Here is a 26,117-nt window from a genome sequence, read left to right on the forward strand (position 1 = left end):
AGAAACCTCAATTCATGTAGCGAAGAGCAGGAAAATCATTAAGTGTGTAGCGATAGCGTGGCCAGGCCGTATCGAGAACGTTCATATAGCCAGCGGTAATTTGTGCCTGCAGCGCCGTCCATGAGCCCGACTTGATAGCGAGCGCATACGGCACAGAAGCCGGGGCATTCAAATCTGTTGAGACATATTGCCTGTAGGTCATAGAGCCATCTTGTCTCGCTGCCAGGGCATCGCGAATCGCCGTACTCGCCTCCCCCTTTATGTTGCTGATAGCGAACTGCAAATCCTGTGTACCGTCACTGTTTCTGGCCGGGATGGCGATATCGATAGCTGCGGCTGAAAAGGTTATAACAGCGCCATTTTCGGTCGTAGCTGTAATATCGTCGTAGCCCTTGCAGAAATAATGCACCGTCGAACCGATATTGATTTGTAGCGTTTCAATAATGACCTCCGATCCGCTACTGGCATAAAGCCGGTTAAGCACCGTCATGCTTTGGCCACTCCCTGTTTAATGCGATATCAAGCAGTGAACTACCTGCAATCCACTCGGGGTAGTTGCCCCATGGCGGAGGCAATAGTGGACGTTCCCATAACTCCAGCGTCGCCGAATACCGCCAGTAGATAGGAGCCACCAGCACTGGCCCCTGATAGATATCCGTAAAACGACATTTGTAGAATTTTATGCCTGCGGGGGTTTGCAACTTCATCATGAACCAGGCTACACCATCAGAGAGTGCATCGCGGTACCACGATTCAAACGTGAGCCCCTGAACATCACTCTCCATAAACCAGGATACAGTCGCTTCCGTAGGAGTCGAGGTATACGCCCTGCGTTGTCGCGCGCGGCCAGTAGTGAGTTGAGTTCGTTTCAAAGGACTGACTGGCTGGAACCCATAGCCTTCCTGCAGTGGCATTGGGAGATAGTCGTGTGGGTAGAGGATATCTGCCATGTTATTCCTTATACCCCCTCACGTAGCGACTTTTTAAAGCGCGGCCAAAATCGCCCTGCGGCATCATGACCTCCTTCGTAAGCTCCCCTTTCAACTGCCTGGAAAGCTGTCTGTTATTCTGGATGAGCGTAGAATTAAGTTGCTCAGGCGTGACCCCTTGCAGGTTAAACTCTTGGGTAATCGGCGCATGAACAGTGGTTCGCCGGCTGTTGTCGCTGCTAACGTTCTGAACGCCAGTCCCAAACCCAGGCTTACTGAGGGTGGCGTCCAGTCCATTTTTACGCAGGTTCTCAAGTGTTGAGTCCAGCCTTGCCGATGTATCTGCTGTCATGACCCGTTCTCCTTTTTCCAGCAACCATGTCCCCGTGGACGGAACAGAATCAATGCCATTGTGAGCCATGCCTGTTAGTGCAGCACTGGAGATGCTGGACGTTATGGTAGCCATGAGGCCTGCAACAGTAGCCATCGCTGCTAAGTTGTATGGAAATGGCTGGCTTGAAAGCGCCTGGGCCATTGCCATTGGCAATTGAACAGCTGCCTGAGCAAGTGCAAAAGCTTTCTGCGTAACAAATGCCGCTTTATACATCACGGATTGCTCACCAAACATGGTCCCCATTGCATCGGTGATACCAGAGAAAGAGTTTTGCGCTGATTGCATCTGTGCGGCATTAACTGCGGTGCTTAGTGCCAGTTGGTTCTGTTGTCCTTGCTGCTGGAGTGCCAGCAGTTGCTGCTGCTTCTGCTGCTCATTCAGTAAAGTATTTTGTGTGATCGCCTGCTGTTGTTGGTTCAGCCAGGTAGCATAATCAATCTGGGCTTGTTTCAGCTTTTCGATAATCTCAAGCTGCGGATCGATTTGCAGCCCTATCATGTTCAATCCCTGCCCTGACAGGTCGCTATTGGTTGCTCCAGACGTCAGCGTACCACCGGCCTTGTTCACGCCTGATATAACGGAATCAGGCAGCACTGATTTACCAATCAGGTCGCTCGCCTGCTTCCCTGCAGCCTCCGGCGTCAGTTTCTTCAGCTCAACCATCTTTTGAAGAATTTCTAGACGTTTTTGCAGCGTTTCATTTTGGCGCAATTCCTTTGGTGCAATTTGCTCCTGCATTTCCCTGTAGTCATCCAGTGTCTTAACTGAACTCTGCAAAGCCTCCTGCTGCTTATAAGCCTGCAATATTTCGTCAGAACGGGAAAGAATCGACTTCTGGTCGGCGGTTAGCTGTGTTTTAGACTTAAGGTCAGCGATCTGCTGTTCGAACTTAACCCGCGCCTGGGTTGCGCTACTTAGCTTATCGCTGGCATCCAGTTGGGACTGCATGGCGGCAGTCTGTTGGTGTATCTGGTCAAGAAGTCGGGTCGCGGCATCCTCAGTGTAGGCCTTACCTTGAGGTGTTTTCGGGATCTTTGGTGCTTTTGCATCTTTGTACATCTCGTTAATACGAGACACATTTTTAGCGTACTGGTCTGCAGTTATAGCTCCAGCCTTCAAGAACTCACTCTGCAGCTTAATAGCTTTGTTACGCTTATCAGCATTGCTCAAGTATTGCAGATTAACTCGATCCGCTTCCTGCTGTGTTTTAATGCGCTTTTGTTCTGCTTTGTCATGATCTGACAAAATGTCATTTAGCGTATCTTCCGCTGTAATTTGCGACTGAATAGAATCCCGTTGTTTGAGCATCTCCGGAAGGTTACTAAACCGAGCATTTAACCCGTTCCAAAACCCGCCTTCCGCCTGACCTTTCTGGGCCTCGGCAATGTTTTCATTTAAGGTACTTAGCTTGTCTTGTAAGGTCTGCACGCGCCCAATGTTGAGCATCGCATCCCATGCACCTTTGGCTGTTTTCCCCAACGAGTCCCATGCGCTTTCAAGAAGGCCTAGATTCTGATGTATTTCATTCGCACGCTGCTGCATGGTATTGGCGTACGCATCAGTCGCTACGCGTGCCGCCTCTTGCTGATTCCCTTCATCCTGCAAGGCCTTAATCTGATTGTAGGTTGCCAGAGTTAAAAAATGGTATTGGTCGTTTAGCTTAGTAATGGCCGTAACCGGATTAGATGCAATATCGTTGAAGTCACTCACAAGCTTTTCAGTGGCTATTCCTGTCGCATCACTGATTTTAATGACTGCAGTAGTGACACGCTCCAGTGAATCGCCAGCGACTTTTCCCGATGCAACTAACTGATTTAGCGTTGAAGCGGCTTTCCCGGTAGTTGAATCAGCAACAGCTCCTGCGCGAGCAGCCATATCAGCAAGTTGTCCGGATGTTTTCCCTACCTGATTACCAGTTAATACGAGGGATTTATAAAACTCGTCCTGCTCTTGAGCGCCTTTATAGTAAGCAAGACCAAGAACACCAACAGCTGCGGCAGTAATCGTAAAAGGGTTAACCAACCCCATAACATAGGTACCAACTCCCTTAATAGCTGGCCCAATACCGCCAAACATATCTTTTAACTGCCCACCCTGCTGCATAAGCACCATAAAAGGGGATTGGCCTGTAGAAAGTCCGACTACGATATCCGTCATCTGAGCGGGGATCATGCGCATTGCAAAAGCTGTCTGGGCGGCGGACTGCCCGGTTTTTCTCAAGTCGTCACGAAAGCCGGTTAATTTGTTACGAGTCTCTTCGATTCGCTTTGAATAAAGTTCAAATGTATCTGTATCTACCATCCCTTTGGATTTGAATTTCGCCAAATCCTGTTGTTGTTTGTCCAACTTATTCAGAGCTGCATTCACCGGGTCAATACGATCGAGAAGTTCAGAAAGAGCCAGCTTTTCTTCATCCGTAGCTTTAGTAACCTTGCCAGCGCTCGAAGTAGCACGGTCTCCGGCCTGAGTCATTTTTACCAGTGCAGTTGCGAGATTATCAGCTTGTTTTTCTGCCCCGGAGCTATCAATGATAATGGCCAGGCGAGATGTTTGTTCAGTCATTTACCTTACTCCGGGCAATAAAAAAACCCCGCGGGAGCGAGGTTTGGTTTTGTTGGTTCCAGAAAGCAGAAACCCGCCGGATGGCGGGCTTTATTCTTATGGGTTAACTCCATATTTAGCTCTAAAATCACCTTCCATTTTTACACAAGCTCTACCTATGAAGCATTATTCATCATCGGCGTTTGATTTTTCCTTGTAAGTTGAGCATCAGTAGTCAATCCCATCCCTTTTGCTCGTTTTTTCTTTAGCTTCAGGCGAATTACCGCATCCAAGCAATGTCAAAATTCCAAGCACAACCAGAAAAACCTTATTCACGCCCCTACCCCATAGAAAAAAGCCCAAATCATGATTCAGAGTTACTAATTTGTATTAAAGTTTCTCGTGAGCTTAAAGGTAATTGACTGATTATTTGCTTCCATAATATCCAGCACAGCTCCTTTATAACGTATCGTTTTGGACTCAGAAAGATCGTACTCGACCTCATTAGAGAAGGCGGCTCGAGCCATGCCCCCTTGGAACTCTCTATAGCCAATATTAATTTTGTTACCTACCTTTCCATTGTAGATTAGGGTTTGCTGGAAAGAGGATTGTTGCTCGGTCTGGAATTTTACTTTCGTAAATGGCTTGCCTGTATCACACTTAGTTCCACCATAGATCGTAACAATACAAATTTCGCCGTTCTTCATGAGTTGTATGCTTTGCGTTGGATCGTTAACCATGAAACGGTTGGGAACTACTGCACCTGAAGTTCTTTCTACATTGGAGAAAAATTCTGATTTTGAATCCTCTCCAATCTTAACGTAATCCCCTGCCGGGATCGTATAGACACCGATTGAACCGATAACCACAGCTTGATTGAAATGAATTGCATCAATGCTTGCGTCAATTCCCTGTCTAACCATGTCCTCACCGACATAGGTCGTTGTTATAGTATTAAGCGGCGGGATACTAATTTGCCTTGTTTGAGGCACATAATTACGCGCCGGCGTTGTGCATCCTGTTAAAATCACTGCCCCCAATGCTACTGCCAGTATCTTTCTCATGCCATGTTTCCTTTGATTGCAATCGGAAACATCCTAACACATGAATACTGACAGACAATGATATGACTACTTCACTTTTGCCTGTCTTTTCTGCTCCGCTGCCCACTCGTCACGCCACGCATCGTCGAGCGCCAGGATAGCGGCGTCAAACTCGGTGCGGTCAATCAGGATGGTGCGCGATGCCAGATATAGCTCAATATCATTCAGGGATAATGGGAGCGGTACTCCGGCCATGCCAGCATATTTCCTGCTGCGCGATATCATGGCATAGGCATTGAGGATCTCCCCTGTTACTGCATCAATTTCTGGCTCAGGAATCGGCGGAAGGTTCAGTTGCTCCCGGCGCCATTTAGCCTTATCTCCCCTTTCGCCCCCGAACTCCTTTAGCCACGCCTGCGCCTCTAGGGCTTTTTTACGGTTTCCTGAGTCTGCTGCTCCTTACCCTGAGCTATGTTCGCAGCCTCTGCCAGAATCAGCCAATACAACGAGGGATTCTGCTTCAGTAACGCGACGCCAAGTTCAGGCGTATACGCAACCGCCGTCTCAATACCATCCACCAGCTCACCTACTCCCTCCCAGTCTTTCAAAAGAAAGCGCGCGCAGTTATCGATGAGCAGATCATCAATTGAGTCAATTTCACCCACGCTGGCGAGATCGAACGCGTCGGTACCGACCTGATAGCTCGCGTCCATTTTGTCGATATGGCGCCGCACCAGCGCATTGCGTGAGCGGTATTGTGGATTCTCGCTGCTGGCCACCAGCAGGCGGAGTTTAAACAGTGCTTCTTCTTCAGGTGTGAATTTCTTTTTACGGCCATCAGGCTTTTTAAAAGGGAAAAACCAACGCTCGCCACTCAGATCAAGTCGAGACGAAATAATCAGCATACAGACTCCATAAAAAGCCCGAACCGCGATGTTCTGCGGAACGGGTCAGGGAAATTAAGGTGCGGTGACAGTGATTTCAGAGGTTGCCGTAAAGGTGCGAGCCTTCCCGGTGATCGTGGCGTTCCCGGCAGCATTGCGGGTCACTTTCGCCGTTTTTTGCCCGGTAGAAACTACGCTGGCAATCGCAGGAGCAGATGACGTCCACTGGACGATATCTGTTGAATCAGCAGGCGTAAGCGTGGCGGTTAATGTCACCGTAGAGCCGACTGCGCCGTTTGAAGTGGCTGGCGCAACACTGATTGCCGTCGCCGGTACTTTTGGCGCGCGGGTAATGGTTGGCGGCGTATTGGCGGCCGTGATATCGAGTTGAACCTGTACGATGTCAGTATTCCCGGCGTCCGGCCAGTCGCCAGAAATCTGCACTTCAGGGAAACTGAAGGTATAAGCGCCTTCGGCGTTCTCCAGCGTGAAGGTAAACGGCACCGTTTCGCCGGTGAAGGTTTTTTTATAAATCTCCCAGGCCGCCTTGGACCATGACAGCGTGATCTGGCCTGACGGTGTAAAGGTCGTCGGAATGTTTGCGCCAGCAAATGCTGAGCCGGTACCGATACAACGCTGAGTCTGCATATTGTTATCAAACTGGAAATTAAACGTATCCACACAGAAGCCGGCACCACCCGCCACCCCGTTCAGACTCAGGCCTGTCACTTCCTTAAACGAATAGCGCAGCGCGCCTGCACCATCCACCGGATTAGTGAAATAGCTGGTATCGTCGGCTTTGGTTTCCCAGTCAAGCCCGGCGAAGGTAATGGTCGCAGTGATGTCGCCATCATTCGGGATTTCAATCTGGAAAGTGGCAACCTGGCAACCGCGGGCAATCTGTGCGATCCCTACATCATCAGCGTATGAAGAAACTGAAAAAGTAATGCGGTTGTTGCCCATCGTCAGCACATTATCGAGCCAATCCGCTCCGAAACAGCTCGCCAGAAAATCATCATGCTGATTCCAGCGAAATTTGGTGCCGACATCACCGCCGACATCAATCGTGCCACGGGAAACGCCCTGCGCCATACGGTCACCGCCGATTTCATCGTTATCGTTGGTGTTCTGCGTTGGCATCAGCCCGAACGACGAACGGCGTAACAGGTTCCAGACACCAGCAGAGGGTGTCTCTCCCGGTGTGGTTTCGCGAATAAACGCGGTTACTACTTTTGCGCCTGAACTCACAGGAGCCTCCTGTTGATTGTGCGCTACAGAGCGCGATAAGGGATTTGAAGATTGAGCTGAGACCAGCCATCGGTTTCACCTGCCGGGATGGCGGATACGGCGAAGTAACTCAGTGCTCCGTCGTCCTGAAACTCGAAGAGCTGCGTTAATTTGTCGGCGGCCTGAGTCAGCTGCAGAGTGCCTGAACCAACGGGGACGAAAAGCTGGATGATGAGAACCCCTGTTCGGTGGACAGTCGGCCCCGCTCCAATTTCGTTAGCACCTGCTTGCCCGGGTATGTCAGTAAGACGAGCCCAGATTTTTCGACCGCTGGGATCGAATACAGGACCGTTTGGGTAGTCCATCGCATCCTGGGCAATAGCGGTCTGCGTCGTCATTCGTCTGATGACAACGTTTCTTATTTCTGTGAGGGTCATTTGTAGGCCTGAATCACACCATTAAAGGAGACGGCATAGACGCCTGTCGGCGCTTGCGTAGAGTGGCCATTCTCCAGCGGTACGGAGTAAGGGAGGTTTGACTGAATGTAAATCACCGAGTAGGCCGGCGCCTGATTGATGATATTTTTCCCGTTGAGGAATGTCATCGTTCCCCGCGGGTCAGGCTCTGATGGTATTGAATGATCTGGTTCTCCAATACTGACAAAGTGTGACGCCCGGAAAGTTCCTGCGCGATACTCAGCCGGACGCCGGATATCCATGCCATCGTTAACACGTGCTTTCTTTCTGAGACGGCCTGTCTTTGTCAGGTTGGCAGGATCGGCATAAAGAGATTCGTTCCACTCACCTACCGCTTTGTTGTACTGCACCGCAGTGGCGTTGATAGCCCATAACTCCGGGTTACCTACAGGCGATCGCTGGACGATTTCATTCAGCAGCTGAATGGCGATGGTTCTTTGCCGTAACCTGACGTCGTCCTCCACCAGCCCGGCGAATGCCGCCGGGTCAATGTTCCAGCCCTTAGCCATATCACGCCCTCCGCAGTTGAATGGAGTACGCAGCACCAGCAGAGTCTGCAGAAGCGGTAATGACCTCGTAGCGCTGGAGTACGCCAGTGATCGGGTCAGGTGCCGTGATGATGTGCTCAACCTCTGGCTTGTCGGTGACCTCATTAACGAGGGCTGTGAGTTTCACATCACCATGAAGGATGTTAACACCATCGATGCGGCGGAGTTTATAGCGCGCCAGCACTCCGCGCCCCGAGTAAGTCACCTGCGTTTCAGTGCCGGTTTCCGTAACCGGGTCCCAGTCACCTCGTACGGTGTATGTTCCAGTGAAATCCTTAACAGCATCCTTCAGGTCGGTATCGAATGCCGCAGCGACTTCGGTTTGCAGTTCGTCACGAATTCCCATTGCACCCACCACTACGCTGCTGAGGTTTAACGATCACCGTACCGTGGAGTTTTCGGGTATAAATTGCGCCGCTGCGCTTAACCCGCAGCGGGAGCGGAGCAAACTCAACAACGCCCTTTGCCGGGTTTGCGTAAACGACATGTCTGATCGGGTTTCCATTCACAAACACATCGCGAGGACCGAACCCGTCACCGGCATAATGCACATCCGGATTTTGCATGTTACCCCCTCACCAGCCGCACCTGCGACTGATTAACACCGTATGGCTTAAGCATGGCCAGAGCCAGCTGCAGGTCAGAATCAAGCAATGCAGAGCTGTTGGTATCAAGTTCTGAGAAGGTTTTGGAAACAGAAACGTCGTCAGCGTCAACGGCCTTACTCAGCAATACCCCCGAGTCAGTTTTCTGCTGATACAGCCCGCCATTTGCCGCCGCCAGCGCCGCATAGGCGCCAGCCTGTTTTACATCGTCAGGAATGATGGTTTCGTGAGTTGCCTTATCGCACGGCATTTTCAGGTTAAGTCCATTCATCCAGGTATTAGCCATCAGCACAGATTTGGCTTTTTTGCTTTCATCCGCCCAGGTGGCACCGAGTATCGAATTGACATTTTCAACGGTGACGAAAGTGATCATGCATCACTCCATTTCTTTCCAGCCGTGCGCCTTCCAGTTCTCCACTTCATCAGGGTGAACGTTGGCTGTATTAGGAGCGCCGGGGAATGCCGGGAAATCGGTAATCATCGCCACCAGCTGCAGTTCCTGCTGTGCAGGAGTATTGGCGTCAACCTGCACGGTCGCAAGTTTTGCTGCAGCACGTTCAGCACGCTGCTCTTTGGCTAATCCGGCCATAAGCCCTCCACTAAAAAAAGGGGCCGAAGCCCCCGATAATTAACCCAACAGCAGAACCGAGTGCTCAGTTTTCACTGCCGCTACGCCCCAAGACAGGCCAACTTCGTAGCGCACCTGACGGTATTGACGGTACAGCGCCACCTGATAAGTGATGCCTGACACCGGGTCAGTAACGTTCATGACGTCATCCGCAGTATCACCGCCCTGCGGCATTGCCGGGGTACGCGCAGCCAGCAGGAACGCGTTACGGTCGAATGCCATGTTTGCGGTATATCCACCTACGGTAGTAATCGCGGAGTTATCCGCCAGCGCCTGACGCAAGCCCGGTGCTGCCAGGGTAATAGTGGTAGCAGTAGCTGCAGCAACGAGGTATTTGTTGCTATCACCATCAAACGTCACAATATCACCTGCCGTGAAAGAACCCGTGCCGGTATCAATCGCGATCAGGATATCACCCTCCGATTTTGCACCATTTACCAGATAATCAGTGGCAGCCGATGCCGCGCGTTTCTTAACATGCGCGGATTCATGGATGTTGAATCCTTCCAGTCGCCCCACGATACCCTCACGCAGCAGCGCATCGGTACCAGACTCGTTCACCTTGAACAGAACTGACTGTTTACCACGGAGGTTAGCAATCGCAGAGGAACCAAGGACCATCTGCAAATCGGTAGTCGGGGAGCCGTTATCGGACAATACCTGGCGCGCATTTGCCGCATCCGACAGATCGCCAGCAATCCCGAATGGAGTAGTACCAGCCGTACCGACAGCGCGGGAGGAAGCGAAATACAAAGCCGCGAGATCCGAGTCCATCTCATTTGCCAGCGCACGGAACGCTTGCTTGAACTGATCCGCCAGGATGGTGTTGTAAGTACCGGCCGGACCAAGGGCCAACTGCTCTTCGCCGTTCCATTTGACCGGGGCCATTTTGGATTTGGTGATTTTGACATCAACGGTACCGATCGTCTGGTCGCCATCATTTGGTGCAGTAGCCCCCGGCGTAATATCAACTGTGGTTGCCGGTGGAGCAACTGGCGCAGTAACAGTCTGATCCTTCGCCGCCGCATCAGCTTTCGCATTGCGCGATACAGCCGGGATAAAACCGACCTGTTCGCGGGATACGGTATCCAGAGCCGTAAAGATAGTCGGGATCAACCCGGTAAGCGTATTAGCCATGTGTTTGGATTCCTTGGAGATTAAAATATAGGGTTGGTTGAGCTATCCAGCTCCGGCACCAGCTGCCATCCGGCGGCTGGCAAAGAATTAATCGACGATGGTGATACCGTCTTTGAGAGTTGATTGCTGATCTGTCGGGCTCAAACTGGTAAACGCATCGCGTTTCATCGTTTTCTGCCCGAGTGAATGCTGAGACTGGCGAGAGCCGCCGCCCTGGTTGCCGCTGGCCTTCAGAATGTGGTCTTTCTGAGGGTATTGCTCCACCAGGAATTCCAGCGCCTCATCGAAGGCCGCCAGTTCGCCCGGCTTTGAGCGTGAATAAATTTTGTTGCCTGAACCGTCATAGGCAACGACTTTACCATCCTCGACTTTGAAGGACTGACCGAAACGCGCCTGAAGCATATCTGCTGGGATTGCCACTTTATCTGCGATGAATTTCGAGCCAGAGAACCGGCTGCCGATCATTTCCTTATAAAGCTGGCCTTCAAGGGTCGTCGCACGCTGAGTAGCTTCATCAAGCTGGGACTGGAAGGATTTGGTGATATCCGCTTTAACTTGATCAACGGCACCCGCGTCGATCAGTTTTTTCTGGTCTATTTTAGTCATCATCTCCAGCGCTTCGAGTGCTTTCGCCGGATCACCGATTTTGGCAAACTTAGCCAGACTGGCTTCAGCTGCTTCTTTGGCTTCACGATGAGATTTCGCCTCGCCATTCAGAGAGGAGATTTTCCCAACGGCCTGCACAGCATCAAAACCAACTTCCTGGCCGTCATCGTGGACATAGACGGGTAAACCGCTCGCATCGACTTCTGCATAACTTTTGCCGTTAACTTCGACTGTTTTCAGTTTCATGTGGTTACCTTTTCGGGGTCATCCGACCGTTGCACCGCTCACCATCCGGATCACGGCAATAAAAAAGGCCGCCCGGAGGCAGCCTGATTGAAGACTTAAAAAGCTTTAAAGTCTGGCGTTGCTGAACGCCTGAGCATCCAGGTTACGCAGTTGCTCCAGAGTCAGCCATTCGCCCTTGTCGTTGTAGAAGTCATCGGGCGACATGCCGCCGTCACGAATCAGTCGGGCCCGAGTTACGCCAACGATCTGGGACTGGCGAGTGAACGACTGGCGCGAGAACCAGCCCTGATAATCGGTATCCGAAGGCACCTGCCCGTCCATGCTGGCACGTGAGCTATCGGATATTTGCCCTACAGCAATACCCAGCTCATCAGACGATTTCAGGATGTAGGTTTCGACGCTGCGACAGCAGAAATGGATTTTCCCGGGTCCCTGCAGATACGGCACCTTATGGCCGATCGGCTTGTTATCCAGTGTGTACTTGAGGCGGTCGCGAATCCGACAGTCTTTTGATGTACGGTTATCCAAAGTGGATAACCACTGTTTACCCTTCAAAATGTCATCGTTCGCATCTGCAAAGCTTTTCCTGGCCGTCGAAGCAAGATGCCCCACAGCCGTTTTTACAATACTGCCGGCATTGGAGCGGCTCATCTGCAGCGCGCCATCCTGATAGCCACGGTTAGCATGACCACGGACCTTTCTGACGATTTGCTCATGCGTATCGCCCAGGAGAAAACCCTGCCGCACTGTATTGGATATTCTTGCCATCCTGTCAGCTTCAAGGTTATCTGCCCACTCCGAAAGCAGGCGCCCCTGAAACGGCTGTGCCATCGCAGTTGCATAAACGGCATCCGGTGAAATGCCCACCAGTGGATGAAGCGATAGAACATCATCGGGGATCGCAAACTGGAACAGGCTCAGCTGAAAGCCTGCTTCGTACTGAGCGAGTTGCTGCAGCTCATCAGATAGTCCCGCGTACATTGACTGCACAGCCTCGCGATTGAGAGCTCTGACACTAACGAGCAGCGCTTCCAGTCGCGACACGGTAAAGCTTTCAGCATCCAGGCTATCCATCGCCACCAGCAATCTGGCTGTCAGTTCCGCATCGCTGTCATTCAGGATTTTTATCATTCTGTTTGCAACGCTGGTGCTGTAACGCGCTACCCATATCGCATGCGCTATCGATTCATCCTGAAGCTTGTCATTCGCCGTTGCCATTTGCCCCCCCCTGGTTACTCAGCCCGCCGGCAAGCGTGACCTGCTGATTCCGCAACTCGTCGATTACCTCTTCGGGCTTCGCGTCCGGATCGATAAATTTGAGGGCCTGCAAAACGCGAACAGCATCAACCTGACGTATATCCCCCCCCTGACGGAGCGACTGAACAGCCGTTGCAGCTGCGGCATCAAACGTCTGGGCTGAAACGTCCAGTTCGGTGCGTACATCGACATTGCCGCCTTCTTTCTCGCCCAGCCATTCCGCCATAATCTGCAGGATATTATCGAGCGCATCCTCAAGCGAGCTTGCCATGGTGTAGAGAGGTGAATTCTCCTGCATCCGCTCTTCGTGAGTCTGGTCTAAGGATTTAGTCGATGTGTTTTCCGCGCGCAGCAATTTTGCGCCGGCCTGACGCATCTGGTTTTCCAGATCCTCAAGGGAAATCTTACCGGCTTCAATCGCAGCCCCGGTATGCTCGACATATTCCAGTCCCTGCCGCTGGCGGTCATCGAAACGAGTCGCAGAGGAAGAACCTATCGTCAACGTTTCGCCATCAGCCAGACCGTAAGCCACCAGCAACGGCACACGAGCGACATGCAGGATGTTGTCCTGTTCACTCTGACTCTGCCAGTGCTTGATATTCAGTAAAGCGAGATTAAGCAGTGGCGGTGAACCGCGCATAAAGCCTGTTCGCTTCGTGTAAAGCGTCACCAGGGGAATATCATCGCGACTGGTTTCCCACTCGTCGTGAATCTGCCACTGGCTTTCACCATTTTCACCTTTATTTCGGCGATAAATTTCAACCTTACCCGGCATGATATGGCGTATTTGCTCAACTTTCGTTTGCCCGTAATCATCGCCATCAATAATGATGACCTCTCTGATACGCAGATCGGTCAGCACCACTTTCCCTTTAACCACTTTCGATTTCCAGCCGATGACCTGGCGAGGATTTAACATCGTGGCATACGGGCGGGATCCCGCGGCTTTTTCGTCGGCTTTAGTTTTTACTGCCTCCGGGTCAATTTTCGGGAAGTCCACCAGCGCATGTACCAGACCATACTGGAATCCGATGCTGAAAAATTGCTGTGCCCAGACATCGAGCCGGTTTCCTTCCATATCAATATCTGGCGACAACTCTCGTATTTGTTCAGGAGAGTCCTCACTCAATACCGTCGGCTCAGCAAACACTCGCCCGATGTTTTGTTTAATGGCCTCTTCATAGGCAGGTAGTAACGTTGCCGAAGCTAAACGCTCCTTATAGCTTTCAGGATCTTCGTTCGGCCATTTCGGGAGATACTTCTTGCCCTGCCGGCGCATTTCCAGCGTGCCGCCCATCAGCGCATCATTAATATCCCATGCCTCAACCATATCGTTATAGTCGAGGTTGGGCGTTGAAATATCAGGCATGTTTTTACATCCGCAGTTGGGTGACTTTTCCGGTTGGTTTGATGATCGGGAATTGCTTCACAATGAAATACCCGCCGGCATCGTTAGGGTGATCGTTATCCGCCGTTTTATCCGGCTCACCGTTCTCGGCCCAGACCTGTTGTTCGAGCGATTCTGCGTACACCGGGCAGCGCTGTACGTTCACCTTGTAGCGACGTTCGCCGTTGCCATTGCAGAACATGGCATTCATCGAGTTGATGCGGTCTTTCACTGGTGGGTTTGATGCATTAACAACCACATTGAAGCCAGCCTGCTTAAGCTGGGCGATATCAGTGGCGCTGGCATTGCTGGATTTACGAGAATCACCGGAAGCATCCGGATAGATATAGATTTCACGCACCTTGCGATAATCTTTGCCGTCGTACAGCCAGAACCGTTCTTTGATGATGCGAATCATGTCAGGGGTATCGTAAGCCTTCACGATTTCATTCACCGCAAACGGAAGCCCCAGACGTAACACGTGAACAATCCCGGCCATCTTCCCGACGTTAAAGTCCATACCAATATACAGAGGCTCGCCGGGCTGCTCCTCTTCCCGGCAGTTATTCAGCTTACGATCGAACTGATGGTAAATCGTCCCGCTGGTCAGGTTGGTGAACTGGCCACGCAGATAAGCCTTTATCAGTTCCGGCGGGTATGACTCCATCAATGACGGGATGTAGTCCGCCGGCAAGTTCTTTTCGTTGTCGAACGTCGAGGCCTGAACCAGTCCGTACAGCGTTGAGAGAGAGGATTTATCACGCACAGCCTTTGCGAACTGCTGATAAACGAATTTAAACCCTTCCGGCGTCGTGGTGACGTCTATTCCGTTACGCAGGCCGGGCACCTTGTAACGCATACGCGCGATGATTTTTCGCCAGGCTAATTGCGCCTTTTGCGCGGGCATCACGTCCAGCTCATCAATCAGCGCGTTACCAATTTTAAAACCAACGATGGTTTGTGGTTTCTCCATCGAGCGGCAGATCGTGGTTCCGCGATACTGGCGCCCGGCGTAGAAGTGAACCTCTTTGTTCCCCTCGTTGATTTTGACATTCAGCCCCCAGTCATTGGCTACTTCCTCAACGGTGGGATAAAAGATGTCACGGATCTGCGGATACGTAGGGGCAAAGTAACCCTGGTTGATTTTTGGGTGTTCCCACATTCCTTTGCAGATGCCGCCGCAACCGACCCATGTTTTGCCAGAACCAAAGCCGGCGACATAGGCCTTAAACTTGTACTGCATCGCAAGGAATTTGGCCTGAGGAACGTTAAGCGTCGGTGCTATCGCCATCCTCTTCCCTCACTCGCGCATCGACTACGTTGATATTGATCGCAACTGGCGTTGGTTCGTCATCTTCCGGGTCAGCGGCCAGTTCTTTGCGAAGTTTGTCGATCTTCAGCTGCCGGCGCTCAATTTCTATCTGCTGCAGGCGCTGGGCGAATTCACTATCAGCCAGGCCGAGACGCTTCATCACCGCCTCGAACATTCGCTCGCGGCTGATAGCGGATATCTCCACACCGTTCTTTCCGAGCTTCACGCCGGAATAGGCAAGCGCTGCATCAGGCGCCAGCTTGCGCGTATCAGCGAAGAAAGGCTGGCCGATACCATCCCCATTGCAGCGAGGACATTCCGGGTTAGGTGCGCTAGTGTGGTCGTAGCCGTATCCCCCATCATCCAAAGGTTCCCGACGTTTACGCTCAAGTGCTTCGAGGCGCTTCTCTTCGTACTCTACGGCATCGCGCCACTGATACTGATGACCGAAGCCCCAGCAGTAACGGCAGCTACCGCGGCGATACTGAGAAAGCTGGTTGGCGTCGAAAGTTGCCAGCCGCCACATCTGCTCAAGCACTTCATCAGCACTTCCCAGCGTGCGCGCAATGGATGCTTTCTGCTGCTGCGCAATGGCCTGCGTAACGTTAGGATTCGTTAGAAGCTGACGGCCATAGTTTGGGTCGCTATAACCCGCTCGCTCTGCGGCGGCAGTGGCGTTATTGTCCTTGAGGTATTCGGCAATGAAGCGCTTTACCTTTGGACTCAGTTTGCTATCCACCAGCTCTTCTGCGCACTTTTCCTTTTGCGCAGTGCGCAATTTCTTCTGCGCAGGTTTTTGCGCAGTTTGGGCAGTGGGTTTCTTGATATATCGGCGGGCAGTAGCGTAATTCAGTCCCTGCGCTTCACACCAATCCTTCGGTGATACGCCGGTTGCGGCATGATCGGACAGGAACCGTTGCTGAAGCTCGCCCCAGTCCGGCTTTGCCATGGATTACTCCAATAAAAAAAGCCACCAGCGAACGCCTGTGGCCTGTGTGGGTTGTGGTGTACATATTGGCTCGGGTGTGCCTCTCTCTGTAGGGTAGCCATCGTGATAGTTGCGTTCTATCTCCTGCTTCTTTGACGATTAACAAGTACACCACAAATCGTCATTATCACATGCACTCATAGAATACCTGCTGTAACGACTTAACTGGACTGCTCCGTGACTGTATCAAACAGTGCCAGCTCTTCGGTTGCTTCCTGAATCGCCTTTCGGGTTTTCGAGACAATCTCACTTTCCGTGTAAACACGATCGAAAGAGTCTGCAAAGAGCTCTGCTTTGAGATAGCTATCGCCAACCCAATCAATGGCCAGCTTAGCCGCGGCAGTGTCGTAGTTAACTTTCTTGATGATATCTAGGCGGATTTGTTCGGATGCGGTGATCTCTGACATGTCTTACCTCTGTGCGATGTGGGGCATTATCGAGGTCACTCTGAGAATGGCCTCTGTGATGCATTCGCATTTATCCTTGCCACGTATACAAGCAGAGCGGTTACCTACAGGATACTTGTTGCGCACAATAAAAAAGGCCGCATAAAGATGCGACCTTTGGTTAATACCAGTTAGAAAACTAAAATCTCTAAGGAGCCACCCGGGTGAGACTTTTCTGCTTAATAACTGACCTCTGCCATTTCGGTGTTAGCTGGCAGTAGTTACGAGATGATAGCTTCATTTTGGCTATCGATATCATTTAATTACTGAAAAAGCCCTTTATATTAATTATTCACTACTATCCAGAACATTGAACCAGAACAAAAGATGTATATGCTGTTCTTTTGATACCAATGATCAATTCGCTCCAACCAAGTGGGTTGCTAACAAATTACTCGAGGGTTCCTTAGACAGTGACCCATATATTTAAATGCTCAATGTAGCGCTGGATAGGAACATAGATAACCACTCCGTTAGAAAGATCAACAGACTTGATAACACCCCCCTGTGGCGCAAAATATTCCCCATCAGAATGAGGCTGGATTGAGTGTTCGTCTCCGTAACGATAATCGTGGGGAAGTTTAGGAAGTGAATTTTTCGTCATGGGCAGCTTCTTAGATTGAAGGAATTTAAAAATCAATAGTGCATTAGCGCCCATGAATTAGATACAAACTTTTCATTGTTTACCGCTCTATTGTCTCGCTTTCAGATTTTTACTAATGTGGCAGTATATATATCAATAAGTTAGACCTTCCCTGTATTACTTAGCACCCTTCTCTGTAATTTGCGAGCAATTGGCCAGCACTGATTTGTTGTGCGCCAGAATGTCGCGCTTGGTCTGCTTATCCAGCACATTGATATCGTGGTCGGTCAGGTAGATGATTCGTACCCAGTTGCAGGCCGTATCAACCACCACCGGGGCGGGTAAACTTTTCGCGCAGCTCCCGATCAACATCGTCATCAGGCATATGGCTAACTGTCTGCTGTACATTGCAGGCCTCTCTTGTGGCTTCCTCTTTCCGTTCAGACGCGGCGACGCTAGCAGCGGCTTTCTCTTCAGTACGCGTTTGTGCTGATTTGGCTTCTGCCTTGCTGGTACCGCGAGCATGGCCAATACCGAATGCACCAGCGATAGCACCCAGGATAAGGACCACCAGCTCAGCAATAATTTCAAAACTCATTGCTTCGGCTCCTTCTGTTTGTCGGCCTTATCTTTCAATGCCGGCTGCCGTACATATTGTGAGAGCACCGCCAGCACTACCAGCGCAGGGCTAATTAGTGCAACGATATTTGGCGGAAGGATGTTTTTGATATCCGGCGGCAGCATTGCCCAAGCATGAAGCGCGGCATCCGGGAATGACTGCGCCCATACACCGACCAGCGCGCCAGCAGTCCCCAGACGAACAGACCAAGTTCTAAGTAACAGGCGAGCATGTCCCACAAACTCAATCCGGGTATACTTTCTTAACAGCAACAACGTTAAAACAACCACCAGCGCAAGCAGAAAGAAGATAATTAGCTTCATAGGTTTACTCTCTCCTTCACCCACCCGAAGAGAAATTCTTCATTGGCTTCCCGCGCTTCCGCAAGTTCGAGATACCGTGCGCCCTGACTGCAGTTCAACCCTTTCTGTATCACCGTGACCCCTGCGCTACCCCGTACGGCTAGGTAACTGCGCAGCGCGGCGATCGTGATGTTCCCAATGACGCCATCCGGTTTCAGGTCGGGATATAGTTTGCCGCGTTGGTTCAGTGCCGTCAGCCAACGCTGAAGGAACGTTGTGGAAACACGCGGCCCCATGTTGACGCCGGTATCGCATAACTCTTCTGCGATTGATGGTGACAATTCGGCGATCTTGTCAAATTTGGGCTCCAGCCAATACTGCTGCATATAGATTTCTTTCGCAGTTTCCCGAGGGAGCTCTTTCATATCGCCTTTGTAACCGTATGCACGCGCTGTGTTCTGCGTGATACCCCAGCGAGTAGGGCCGCCTTTATCAGAGGGGTGATCGACATAACCACCCTCTTTGCCGAGGATACCCTCGATAATCTTGTCTGCTGTCATTGTGCTCTCACTCCGGTGATTCGCTCCCAGAAATACGTGAGCGCTACAGAACCCATAGTCCCACTGATACCGGCAGTGGCCAGAATCATGTAAATACTTAGGCCGCCTTCTATGCTGACAAGCCCACCGATGACACCGGTGAATCCTGAAACCACGATTTGCGCGAGAGCGTTAATCCAGCTCCAGGTAGCTTTGTTTTGCTTAACGTCAATCAGGTATCGGACAAGACCGCCCCAGCATGACAGAGCAAGGACAATCAGCCATGAGACTCCGGCAATGCTTTCTTTATCTTGCATACGTTTAGCCATATCACCTCCGAAAAAACGGGGTGCTGTGTGTGTTTGAAAGGGTCAGGACCGTTGGGCTGATTTATCAACCAAGCTCGTCGCAGATGATTCCCGTGAGCCTGATATAAAAAAAGCCGCCAAAAGGCAGCTTTAATGAAGTTGTTATACTGATGTGGCTCGATAGTAGATTTAACCTTTATCGCTTAAGGTGCACGTCCCTTTCTCCAGAGGGTTGTGCACGTCCGACCCTACCAAGTCGTTCGTAATACTGTAAGTTAGCAACTTTGCCTTTTTATTGAGAATCATAGAGATTGCGGGTCCTGATATTTTTTTCTGGCTATCCATATTGCCAAACACATATATATCCTCAATCTGTCCATCCTTATTAGGCGATGAACCATTGAAATACAGCTCAATGCCATAATGCTCTCCCTCCTTATCTTTCCAGCTAGCATAACGATGCCAGCCATCTTGTTTCTTCACATCTTGCCAAGTAACAATAGTGTTGTTTTTAGAATGTTCTGGAGAGCATTTGAAAACCATCATCGTTGGCTGGTTAGTGGCATGCGCGGAAGCCACTAAAAACAATGCTGGGAAAATAATCTTTCTCATAATATCGCCTGATGCAAAGCAGGGAATTATACACATGCGAATGGCAATGGTAATTTATGTCCATAAAAAAACCCGCTCGCTGGCGGGTTGATCAACGGTGAACAGACAATGCCCATCGTTAGAACAAATTAACACGAATTCGGGAAAAGTAAATATCTCAGCGCGTTATTTGTTTGAGCTGTCCCTCCGCCCATGCCTCTTCTATATCGAATTTAGTGATCAGTTCGTCAAAAAATGGTTTAACCGTCTTCTTCCATGTATCCAGGGTGATGGCATCCGTTACCTGGCAAATGGCACTGTGCACAGCAGTGGAGAGGATTCGCTCATACCCACGACCACCACAGCGCTTGCAGTTGCCCATGACAGGCACTCCCTGCTTCTCCGTCTCATCCTGGTTCACTACCTTCCCCCGACCGTGGCAGTCGTTACAGGCAGCGCTAACAGTCCCTTTTCCCTTGCACTTTTGGCAAAGCACCCGGACCTGCTCCCGGACCGACTTCACCTCCTCCCAGTATGATGGATAGATCCCCTTTGTAACTTTGACCCACTTCGGCGGTTTGCCGTCCGGATACGATACTTTGTTGGTGAAGACCTCTACGTCGATGAATCCGGAACCGCAGCAGCAGTCACATTTTTTTTTGCTGGAAGCGCTTCGCGAATAGTCCTCAAAGGCGAACGTTGCGAGGATCTGAATAACCTGAGGTTTTACGTTCGTCGCGAGCTTGCGCAGCGCGGTAACTTTATCGCATTTTGTCAGCGCATATTCAGCTAATAGACCGATAGCTCGTTCTCGATCATTGTTGCTAATGCCCATCTTGCCCAGAAAAGCGCTATACCCCATAGCAGCACGTTCCTGTGTCATGCCCATTGCAGCCATAATGTCAGTGCCGGTTAATGAGTCTGATGTCGTCGCTCGTGGAGAATCGCTAATCATAGTGGACTTCGCGAAGTGGTATTTCACTGTATTTTCGAGGTTCATGCTATTTCTCCCAGATACTGATAAATGCGGACAAAGTTTTTCAAAATTCGATAATCGGTCATTACTGTTCCGCGGTGCCGGCAGAGGCGGAGCTTTTGCCAGCGTTCGCGGATACGTTCGATACCGTCACGGCTCATGCGGCCTCCCGTTGTTTTATTAGCGCACGGCGTAGCGCGCTGTAATGGCGTCTGATGCCTTCCAGTTCTTCGATGGTGTATCGGTGAGGGGTGTTGTTGTTTTCCAGCGCCTCGACGCGCTCAGCGCCGATTTTCTCTACCAGGCCAATGCGGTACTGCTGCTGGTTTCCTGACATCTGCACGTTGCAGTGATGGCACTGCTTGTGAATGTTGTCCTCGTTGTAACGCAGGTGCGATGCTTTACCGCGGGAACGGTAATGACCAGCCTCCCACTGAACCGTGTCAAAAGTGCCGCAGCTGATGCATGGCAAGTCGTAGTCTCGTTCGCGGATATAGTCGTTAACGACACGCTGGGTCATATCTTCCCAGTGCCTGAGGGGCTTCACCGAGGCTTTGCGTTTACGCCATTCGGCGCGCTCTTTCTTCGCTTTCGCATGCGCCTGTTTTTCGCGCTTCTTCTCCAATTCCTGCATGGCAAATTCAGCGCCATGCTCAGGAGAGCACCAGCGGTGGTTCTCGAAAGCTGGAGTGAATTTCGCCCGGCAGATTTTGCAGCGTCGTTGGGGTCTCTTTACCATATTCAACCCCACATCCGGTTGCGCCAGCGGGAATCAGGGCGCGGTGGATTCTTGTCTTCCACCAGCTGAGCGCTGACGGTCCAGGTCGTAAAGTCCTGGTTTAAACTACGTTCGACCTTTACCCCGCGTTTGCGGTAATTATCTATCAGTTCATCGGCCTGCTCGGTCGTGCAGTCGTGATGGTGAAACCATGAATATTTCATCGATTCACCCCGCAAAGCTTAAAAGCTGATTTGCGGCGTTCTCGACTTCCAGCGGGCTGTTGAATGAACGGGAGAGGATCCACCGCCAGAGAACATCAAGCGATGCTTTGTACAATTCCTGAAATTCGCATTCGTCCATGCTGGCGAAAGAAATGCTGCGAGGGTGTTTTTTCAGCGTGCCGTCCGGCAGCTGTATGGCGTCATAGTGGCCAGCTTCGACAATGACCCACGCCCGGTAGGCATCGAAAGATTTGCAGAGGCTGATACTGCCGGCGCGCTTTTCGGCTATACGTTCGAGGTATTGCTCGGCGGCATCAAGCAATGCCGATTCACTCCCGCCATATGCCGCCAGGTATTTGGCGTAACCTGTGATAAGCCTGCGCTCGTTAGACGAGATCGCTCCGCCGGTAGGTTCCCAGTATTCAAAGCCAAGATTGAGTAAAGCAAAATAGCGGCGATGAAACGCCGGATTGCGGACAAGCTTATAGTCGGCCTCAAGAACAGCGCCGAGCTTGCATTTTGATTGCAGGAAATCGCTGGTCTCCTGCGTTGCAGGGATCAAGATTCCTTGAGACTGTTTAACTAAATGAAGTTGCGCCATCATATACTCCGAAGGCGCATTACTGTCAGGTGGCTGGTTGTTCAGGCCAGCGCAGCAAGTATGAATTAGCTAGTTAATGGTCGTCAATTTTTTGAGCTCATTTCCTGGATTATTTCAGTCAGGGATGCTCTTGACCAAAGGTGCTCATCTTTTGCTATTTTTCTTGCGGCGATCTCACCATCAAGATTAGACAGCAGATGTCTGTCATTCTGACCCAATCGAAATGAGCACACCACTTTTCCGGACTCATCTGTGACGGTGGCCCAAAAGGCCCCTCTTCGCATTGGTTCGATACCATCAGTCACATTACCCCCTGAGCGACATACTGACGCACTCATGAAAACGGGCAGCAGCATCAAGGGTAACGCAAACGCGATGCTCTGGGATAAAGGCCGCCACCAATAAAAAATTACTAATAAAACCAGTCGTCGGCGCTTTCCCAGGTCTCTTGGAGAATTTCTGCAATGGTTTCTTTATCGCCATCTATGCCGCCGAAAACACTGAGTCCATCAGCACCAGCGCGACGAATAGATAATTTGCGGTCATCATATTTTTGATTTAATCGCCGTAGGAATTCGGCCTCTAACGCTGGCTCAGCACCGTTAGGCAATTTTTTGGTTTTGTCGATGGTTACTTCGATTTTCATAGTATCACCTACCTAAATACTGTATAAATACACAGTACACCTAACTCACTGAATGAGCAATATCTTAAGAGCACAAAACGTTAATTTTTATCAGTCATGGGAAAACAAAACCCACCGTAGCGGGTTGAATCTATGGGTTTTTTTAGTCATGTTCTCTAAAGAGAGACAGAGTCTTAGGTCACAGTAAACAAAAATCGCCCAACTCATGAGTGGTAAAACAAGTCATATTGACGAGACCTTATATGATTACGTAATGGCCAAATTTAATCGAGCAGTGACATCAAAACTGTTCGATTAAAGTAGTCGGGCAATCGTGCGACACTCTTCGAATGTTATCCTTAGACAAGCTCAAGGTAAAAAATGTCTAACATAAACAATTAAATTAAATCCGATTTGATTAAAAAAATCGTTATAACTAACTTAAACCTCACTACCTTTAAGAAAATCATTATGAATAAGCATGAACTCGTAATCACCGCCTTTATTTTTAACCAGTTCAATTTCAAAATCTGGCCATGGGTACTTATAGCGCAAAAACAAACACTTTGACTCAATATCGATTAGTTTTTTAAGGCCAAAAGAAAAACACCCGACAATATTATCATCCTTAAACTCTCTGGCTATAACCAATGTACTTAAATTCTTATTCTTAGAGCACAAGTTTAGATATGCGCGGTTGAAAACCACCTCATTTCCTCGTGAATCATTTGCCATGATAAATCCTCAGTCATCCCTATGTAAAAGACTTAAAAATCAAGTAAGAGAAGGCTCCGGTACTTGATGGTTCCATTTTACAGGAGACAATAGCAGCTTTAATGAAGTAAAGATTCAACTATTTTCAAATTGAGAATTTTCCAAATCATTTAAACTAAAACACATATTAATAAGCGCACCACGTGAATTTAATTCAATAATTTCATACGACAAATTTCAAACACAGTCGCATTCTCAGCTTTATAATACATCAGGCGGCTACGTCCTTCTTTTGACATAATTCAGGTAAATTAGCCCTCACCAATGCCTCAGCAAAAGGCGGCGGGACAGCGTTACCGCAGCGTGCGATCTGTTTGTCCTTTGCGTATTTCACGCCGTGGTAATCCTGGTCAATGATGTACCACTCCGGGAAGCCCTGCGCCCGGTAAAGCTCATGCGGCTGTAGCATGCGCATTCCAATGTCGACAATGCGATATGTCACCCCGGCGATTTCCACCAGTCCGGTGCTATCCTCCCCGCAGTATTCCTGCAGGAACGCCAGCACCTGCTGCGCGCGCTGCTCGTCGTAATGCTCAACAGCGAGCGTGGTCTCAACTTCCCCGACGTGCTGACCACCAGCGGTAATAGTCGGCATCGGCGCATCAGTAAGTTGTCCGTCACGGCAGGTACCGCGCAATTTGACCAGGTGGGAGGCTACAACAGCGTGGTGATTGCCAGTCGTAACCGTATGCGCAGGAGATTCCACGGAACCGCCAGGATGCCCGGTATTGTTCACCATAAGATGCGCCGCAACTACCGCATGATGGTCAACTGTCGTCACTGCATGTGTCGGTTCATCCAACCCAACACCGGGCCCGGTGTAATTTCCGCCGTAGTGCTTCGCCAGGAACGCGCTCACCGTCGCGAATTTGTTTCCGCCGGCGGTAACAGTACCCAGCGGCTTGTCCAGTTGCAGCACGCGCGGCTCCTGACCTGGGCGCTCGCCATATCCCATCTGAATCAGCGTCGGCGTCACCAACTGCGATTTTCCTCCACCGCCCGCCGTGATAGTCGCGTTCGGCACGTCCGCCCGGTGGCCGATGCTGGCGCCAAACTGCCGGGCAATAACCGGAGCGACGACGCAGGCACGGGACTCTTTCAGGATGGTGTGAGCGGGTTTATCGAGCGGACGTGGTTTCGCCTGATATTCGCTGCCGCCATTCCCAGCCATAAACGGTGCTAACGTCGGGACGGCGAGCGCGTAGCCGAGTTTTTTTGTTATGGTCTGAAGTGGCGCGCCTAACTCTTGACCACGAAAACAATCGTATTGCCCTTTTGTCGTAGTGTGGTTGCACTTGACGATGAACGGCTCGGCACTGTCGATAACAAATCGCTGGATGCCCCGGGCAATGCGTCGGAGCGTATTTTCCGCCAGCGGCTTTTTGCGGCCAAAAATCGACGGCGCCGGGATTGACCAGTCGATGCATTCTGCAGCTGTGCGCCATGGTGCGAGTTTGCCAGAAATCACCGACGGCGATTTCGGATCCCCGTGAGTAGCTGCCGGCCAGACTATCGGCTGCCCGTCCCGGCGCATAACCATGAAGAAACGTTTTCGGATAGTTGGCGCGCCGTAGTCGCAGGCGCGCAGTTCGCGATAATCGACGTCATAGCCCAACCCGCCAGTCAAACGCTTTGCCTGGTCGCTATCCGGCGATAACTCCAGAAACTCGCAGCATTCTGCCAGCGCCGGATGGTTCACCGGGATACCCGTTGTCAGCATGCCAACAAATGCCCGGAATGTTTCGCCGACGCGCTCTGGATCCGGACGCATTTCTGCCGCCAGCAGCGGTCCCCAAGTTTTAAACTCTTCCACGTTCTCCAGCATCATTACCCGCGGGCCAACATCCAGCGCCCAGCGGATAACGATCCACGCCAGCCCACGAATTGCTTTTTCAACTGGTTTAGCCCCTTTCGCTTTGGAAAAGTGGCGGCAGTCCGGCGAGAACCATGCCAAACCAACGCGGCGGCCGGCAGTCGCAACTTTCGGGCGAACTGAATAAACAGACTCGCAATAGTGCAGCGTGTCCGGGTGATTGGTGGTATGCATCGCTACCGCGTTCGGGTCGTGGTTTATCGCGATGTCCACACTACGCCCAATCGCCAGCTCGATGCCTGTCGAGGCGCCGCCGCCACCAGCAAAGTTATCAACGATGATTTCTCTCACGCGTATTTCTCCATAGCGCTGGCCAGTGAACCTGCCGCGGCAATAATTGAGGGTATCGGCATTCTTTCCAGCCACATGCGGTTGATATGGTGCTGCAGTCGACGCTGGTGGTGTAGCGGGAGTGTCCCGGCGTTTTCAATCTGAGCGAAGACCATGCCGACTTCCGCTGGCCATACTGTTTCCGGTATATCCACCAGCAGCAGGCTTTCCAGTTCCTGCACGCGCTTGCAGGCGTATTCCAGTGAAGGGTCCATACTCATCCCTCCCTTTTGTTGATTGAGGGGGGCCACGGTTCGTGCATAAACAATGACGCCATCATCAGGGCGCTTACGCGGTAAATAGATCTCGGGGCGAGGCCAGAGTGCAATAAAGCGGGATTCTCTGTTTTCAAGACGGTGAAATGCTTTCTCGCTCATTACGCCGACCGGGCGAAGAGTTT

At 50.9% G+C, this 26,117-nt stretch carries 36 protein-coding genes; all 36 read right to left on the bottom strand.

Annotation, left to right across the window (positions count from 1 at the left end; all coding sequences use genetic code 11):
- Window positions 1–7: 7 nt before the first annotated feature.
- The 36 genes from PGR09_RS07940 to PGR09_RS08115 all read right to left on the bottom strand — a co-directional run bounded on the left by PGR09_RS07940 (window position 8) and on the right by PGR09_RS08115 (window position 25,932).
- A complete protein-coding gene (locus tag PGR09_RS07940) occupies window positions 8–490 on the bottom strand; it encodes a DUF1833 family protein (protein WP_430916023.1) in 483 nt (160 codons plus the stop codon).
- Complete coding sequence (locus PGR09_RS07945) at window positions 477–950, bottom strand: hypothetical protein (RefSeq protein ID WP_224108414.1); 474 nt, start codon at window positions 948–950, stop codon at window positions 477–479. The genes PGR09_RS07940 and PGR09_RS07945 overlap by 14 nt, the downstream gene beginning before the upstream one ends.
- A gap of 1 nt (window position 951) precedes the next feature.
- Entirely contained in the window at window positions 952–3,885 is a 2,934-nt protein-coding gene (locus PGR09_RS07950; RefSeq protein WP_224108413.1) for a phage tail tape measure protein, read from the bottom strand.
- A 359-nt stretch (window positions 3,886–4,244) separates the two neighbouring features.
- The gene (locus PGR09_RS07955) at window positions 4,245–4,928 is read right to left on the bottom strand and encodes a hypothetical protein (RefSeq protein WP_047041417.1); all 684 of its coding nucleotides are present in this window, start codon (window positions 4,926–4,928) and stop codon (window positions 4,245–4,247) included.
- A gap of 66 nt (window positions 4,929–4,994) precedes the next feature.
- Window positions 4,995–5,162: a hypothetical protein gene (locus PGR09_RS07960; protein WP_074165318.1), complete on the bottom strand. Its 168-nt coding sequence runs from the start codon at window positions 5,160–5,162 to the stop codon at window positions 4,995–4,997.
- Between the two features lie 167 nt (window positions 5,163–5,329).
- Window positions 5,330–5,812 carry a hypothetical protein gene (locus tag PGR09_RS07965; RefSeq protein ID WP_113373694.1) on the bottom strand — a complete coding sequence of 161 codons (483 nt, stop codon included), beginning with the start codon at window positions 5,810–5,812 and terminating at the stop codon, window positions 5,330–5,332.
- Window positions 5,813–5,866: 54 nt separating this feature from the next.
- Window positions 5,867–7,039, bottom strand: a complete 1,173-nt coding sequence (locus tag PGR09_RS07970) for a phage tail tube protein (RefSeq protein WP_205460627.1) — start codon at window positions 7,037–7,039, stop codon at window positions 5,867–5,869.
- Window positions 7,040–7,062: 23 nt separating this feature from the next.
- The gene (locus tag PGR09_RS07975; protein WP_430916024.1) at window positions 7,063–7,455 is read right to left on the bottom strand and encodes a phage tail terminator-like protein; all 393 of its coding nucleotides are present in this window, start codon (window positions 7,453–7,455) and stop codon (window positions 7,063–7,065) included.
- Window positions 7,452–8,003 carry a hypothetical protein gene (locus tag PGR09_RS07980; protein WP_045419374.1) on the bottom strand — a complete coding sequence of 184 codons (552 nt, stop codon included), beginning with the start codon at window positions 8,001–8,003 and terminating at the stop codon, window positions 7,452–7,454. Before PGR09_RS07980 ends, PGR09_RS07975 begins: the two co-directional genes overlap by 4 nt.
- 1 nt (window position 8,004) lies before the next feature.
- Window positions 8,005–8,388 carry a hypothetical protein gene (locus PGR09_RS07985; RefSeq protein ID WP_045419377.1) on the bottom strand — a complete coding sequence of 128 codons (384 nt, stop codon included), beginning with the start codon at window positions 8,386–8,388 and terminating at the stop codon, window positions 8,005–8,007.
- Window positions 8,375–8,608, bottom strand: coding sequence for a hypothetical protein (locus tag PGR09_RS07990; RefSeq protein ID WP_047053445.1), 234 nt, complete (start codon window positions 8,606–8,608; stop codon window positions 8,375–8,377). Before PGR09_RS07990 ends, PGR09_RS07985 begins: the two co-directional genes overlap by 14 nt.
- 1 nt (window position 8,609) lies before the next feature.
- A complete protein-coding gene (locus PGR09_RS07995) occupies window positions 8,610–9,020 on the bottom strand; it encodes a protein singed (protein ID WP_205460628.1) in 411 nt (136 codons plus the stop codon).
- Window positions 9,021–9,023: 3 nt separating this feature from the next.
- On the bottom strand, window positions 9,024–9,236 hold the full coding sequence (locus tag PGR09_RS08000) for a hypothetical protein (protein WP_205460629.1): 213 nt from the start codon (window positions 9,234–9,236) through the stop codon (window positions 9,024–9,026).
- Between the two features lie 39 nt (window positions 9,237–9,275).
- Complete coding sequence (locus PGR09_RS08005; protein ID WP_045419385.1) at window positions 9,276–10,412, bottom strand: P22 phage major capsid protein family protein; 1,137 nt, start codon at window positions 10,410–10,412, stop codon at window positions 9,276–9,278.
- 87 nt (window positions 10,413–10,499) lie between these two features.
- Window positions 10,500–11,264: a DUF6651 domain-containing protein gene (locus tag PGR09_RS08010; RefSeq protein WP_045419387.1), complete on the bottom strand. Its 765-nt coding sequence runs from the start codon at window positions 11,262–11,264 to the stop codon at window positions 10,500–10,502.
- A 105-nt stretch (window positions 11,265–11,369) separates the two neighbouring features.
- Window positions 11,370–12,482, bottom strand: coding sequence for a phage minor head protein (locus PGR09_RS08015; protein WP_045419389.1), 1,113 nt, complete (start codon window positions 12,480–12,482; stop codon window positions 11,370–11,372).
- Window positions 12,466–13,890 (bottom strand): DUF4055 domain-containing protein, encoded by a 1,425-nt coding sequence (locus tag PGR09_RS08020; protein WP_045419392.1) that lies wholly within the window; start codon window positions 13,888–13,890, stop codon window positions 12,466–12,468. Before PGR09_RS08020 ends, PGR09_RS08015 begins: the two co-directional genes overlap by 17 nt.
- Before the next feature lie 4 nt (window positions 13,891–13,894).
- A complete protein-coding gene (locus tag PGR09_RS08025; protein WP_430916025.1) occupies window positions 13,895–15,199 on the bottom strand; it encodes a terminase large subunit domain-containing protein in 1,305 nt (434 codons plus the stop codon).
- Window positions 15,177–16,169: a terminase small subunit gene (locus PGR09_RS08030; protein ID WP_430916026.1), complete on the bottom strand. Its 993-nt coding sequence runs from the start codon at window positions 16,167–16,169 to the stop codon at window positions 15,177–15,179. The genes PGR09_RS08025 and PGR09_RS08030 overlap by 23 nt, the downstream gene beginning before the upstream one ends.
- Window positions 16,170–16,369: 200 nt before the next feature.
- On the bottom strand, window positions 16,370–16,615 hold the full coding sequence (locus PGR09_RS08035) for a DUF2560 family protein (protein WP_113373681.1): 246 nt from the start codon (window positions 16,613–16,615) through the stop codon (window positions 16,370–16,372).
- A gap of 445 nt (window positions 16,616–17,060) precedes the next feature.
- The gene (locus PGR09_RS08040) at window positions 17,061–17,258 is read right to left on the bottom strand and encodes a hypothetical protein (RefSeq protein ID WP_162750169.1); all 198 of its coding nucleotides are present in this window, start codon (window positions 17,256–17,258) and stop codon (window positions 17,061–17,063) included.
- 156 nt (window positions 17,259–17,414) lie between these two features.
- The gene (locus PGR09_RS08045) at window positions 17,415–17,609 is read right to left on the bottom strand and encodes a hypothetical protein (RefSeq protein ID WP_047053461.1); all 195 of its coding nucleotides are present in this window, start codon (window positions 17,607–17,609) and stop codon (window positions 17,415–17,417) included.
- Complete coding sequence (locus tag PGR09_RS08050; protein ID WP_047053462.1) at window positions 17,560–17,835, bottom strand: hypothetical protein; 276 nt, start codon at window positions 17,833–17,835, stop codon at window positions 17,560–17,562. Before PGR09_RS08050 ends, PGR09_RS08045 begins: the two co-directional genes overlap by 50 nt.
- Entirely contained in the window at window positions 17,832–18,179 is a 348-nt protein-coding gene (locus PGR09_RS08055; protein ID WP_047077968.1) for a hypothetical protein, read from the bottom strand. Before PGR09_RS08055 ends, PGR09_RS08050 begins: the two co-directional genes overlap by 4 nt.
- Window positions 18,176–18,718 (bottom strand): glycoside hydrolase family 108 protein, encoded by a 543-nt coding sequence (locus PGR09_RS08060; RefSeq protein WP_058675829.1) that lies wholly within the window; start codon window positions 18,716–18,718, stop codon window positions 18,176–18,178. Before PGR09_RS08060 ends, PGR09_RS08055 begins: the two co-directional genes overlap by 4 nt.
- Window positions 18,715–19,014: a phage holin family protein gene (locus PGR09_RS08065; protein ID WP_058675830.1), complete on the bottom strand. Its 300-nt coding sequence runs from the start codon at window positions 19,012–19,014 to the stop codon at window positions 18,715–18,717. Before PGR09_RS08065 ends, PGR09_RS08060 begins: the two co-directional genes overlap by 4 nt.
- 180 nt (window positions 19,015–19,194) lie before the next feature.
- Complete coding sequence (locus tag PGR09_RS08070) at window positions 19,195–19,617, bottom strand: hypothetical protein (RefSeq protein WP_047053468.1); 423 nt, start codon at window positions 19,615–19,617, stop codon at window positions 19,195–19,197.
- Between the two features lie 157 nt (window positions 19,618–19,774).
- Window positions 19,775–20,596, bottom strand: a complete 822-nt coding sequence (locus PGR09_RS08075; RefSeq protein WP_430916027.1) for an antitermination protein — start codon at window positions 20,594–20,596, stop codon at window positions 19,775–19,777.
- Window positions 20,593–20,733 (bottom strand): YlcG family protein, encoded by a 141-nt coding sequence (locus tag PGR09_RS08080; protein ID WP_049056600.1) that lies wholly within the window; start codon window positions 20,731–20,733, stop codon window positions 20,593–20,595. The genes PGR09_RS08075 and PGR09_RS08080 overlap by 4 nt, the downstream gene beginning before the upstream one ends.
- The gene (locus PGR09_RS08085) at window positions 20,730–21,311 is read right to left on the bottom strand and encodes a recombination protein NinG (RefSeq protein ID WP_430916028.1); all 582 of its coding nucleotides are present in this window, start codon (window positions 21,309–21,311) and stop codon (window positions 20,730–20,732) included. The genes PGR09_RS08080 and PGR09_RS08085 overlap by 4 nt, the downstream gene beginning before the upstream one ends.
- A 2-nt stretch (window positions 21,312–21,313) precedes the next feature.
- Window positions 21,314–21,514: a hypothetical protein gene (locus PGR09_RS08090; RefSeq protein WP_049056602.1), complete on the bottom strand. Its 201-nt coding sequence runs from the start codon at window positions 21,512–21,514 to the stop codon at window positions 21,314–21,316.
- A 4-nt stretch (window positions 21,515–21,518) separates the two neighbouring features.
- Complete coding sequence (locus PGR09_RS08095) at window positions 21,519–22,115, bottom strand: DUF1367 family protein (RefSeq protein WP_395218190.1); 597 nt, start codon at window positions 22,113–22,115, stop codon at window positions 21,519–21,521.
- A gap of 412 nt (window positions 22,116–22,527) precedes the next feature.
- Window positions 22,528–22,761 (bottom strand): DinI-like family protein, encoded by a 234-nt coding sequence (locus PGR09_RS08100; protein ID WP_113373677.1) that lies wholly within the window; start codon window positions 22,759–22,761, stop codon window positions 22,528–22,530.
- Between the two features lie 420 nt (window positions 22,762–23,181).
- Complete coding sequence (locus PGR09_RS08105; RefSeq protein ID WP_113373676.1) at window positions 23,182–23,475, bottom strand: hypothetical protein; 294 nt, start codon at window positions 23,473–23,475, stop codon at window positions 23,182–23,184.
- A gap of 250 nt (window positions 23,476–23,725) precedes the next feature.
- Entirely contained in the window at window positions 23,726–25,678 is a 1,953-nt protein-coding gene (locus tag PGR09_RS08110) for a DNA cytosine methyltransferase (RefSeq protein WP_228291791.1), read from the bottom strand.
- A complete protein-coding gene (locus PGR09_RS08115; RefSeq protein WP_113373675.1) occupies window positions 25,675–25,932 on the bottom strand; it encodes a hypothetical protein in 258 nt (85 codons plus the stop codon). Before PGR09_RS08115 ends, PGR09_RS08110 begins: the two co-directional genes overlap by 4 nt.
- Between the last annotated feature and the right edge of the window lie 185 nt (window positions 25,933–26,117).

This window comes from Klebsiella sp. 141251, from assembly GCF_050600725.1.
GTDB classification, from domain to species: Bacteria; Pseudomonadota; Gammaproteobacteria; order Enterobacterales; family Enterobacteriaceae; genus Klebsiella; species Klebsiella aerogenes.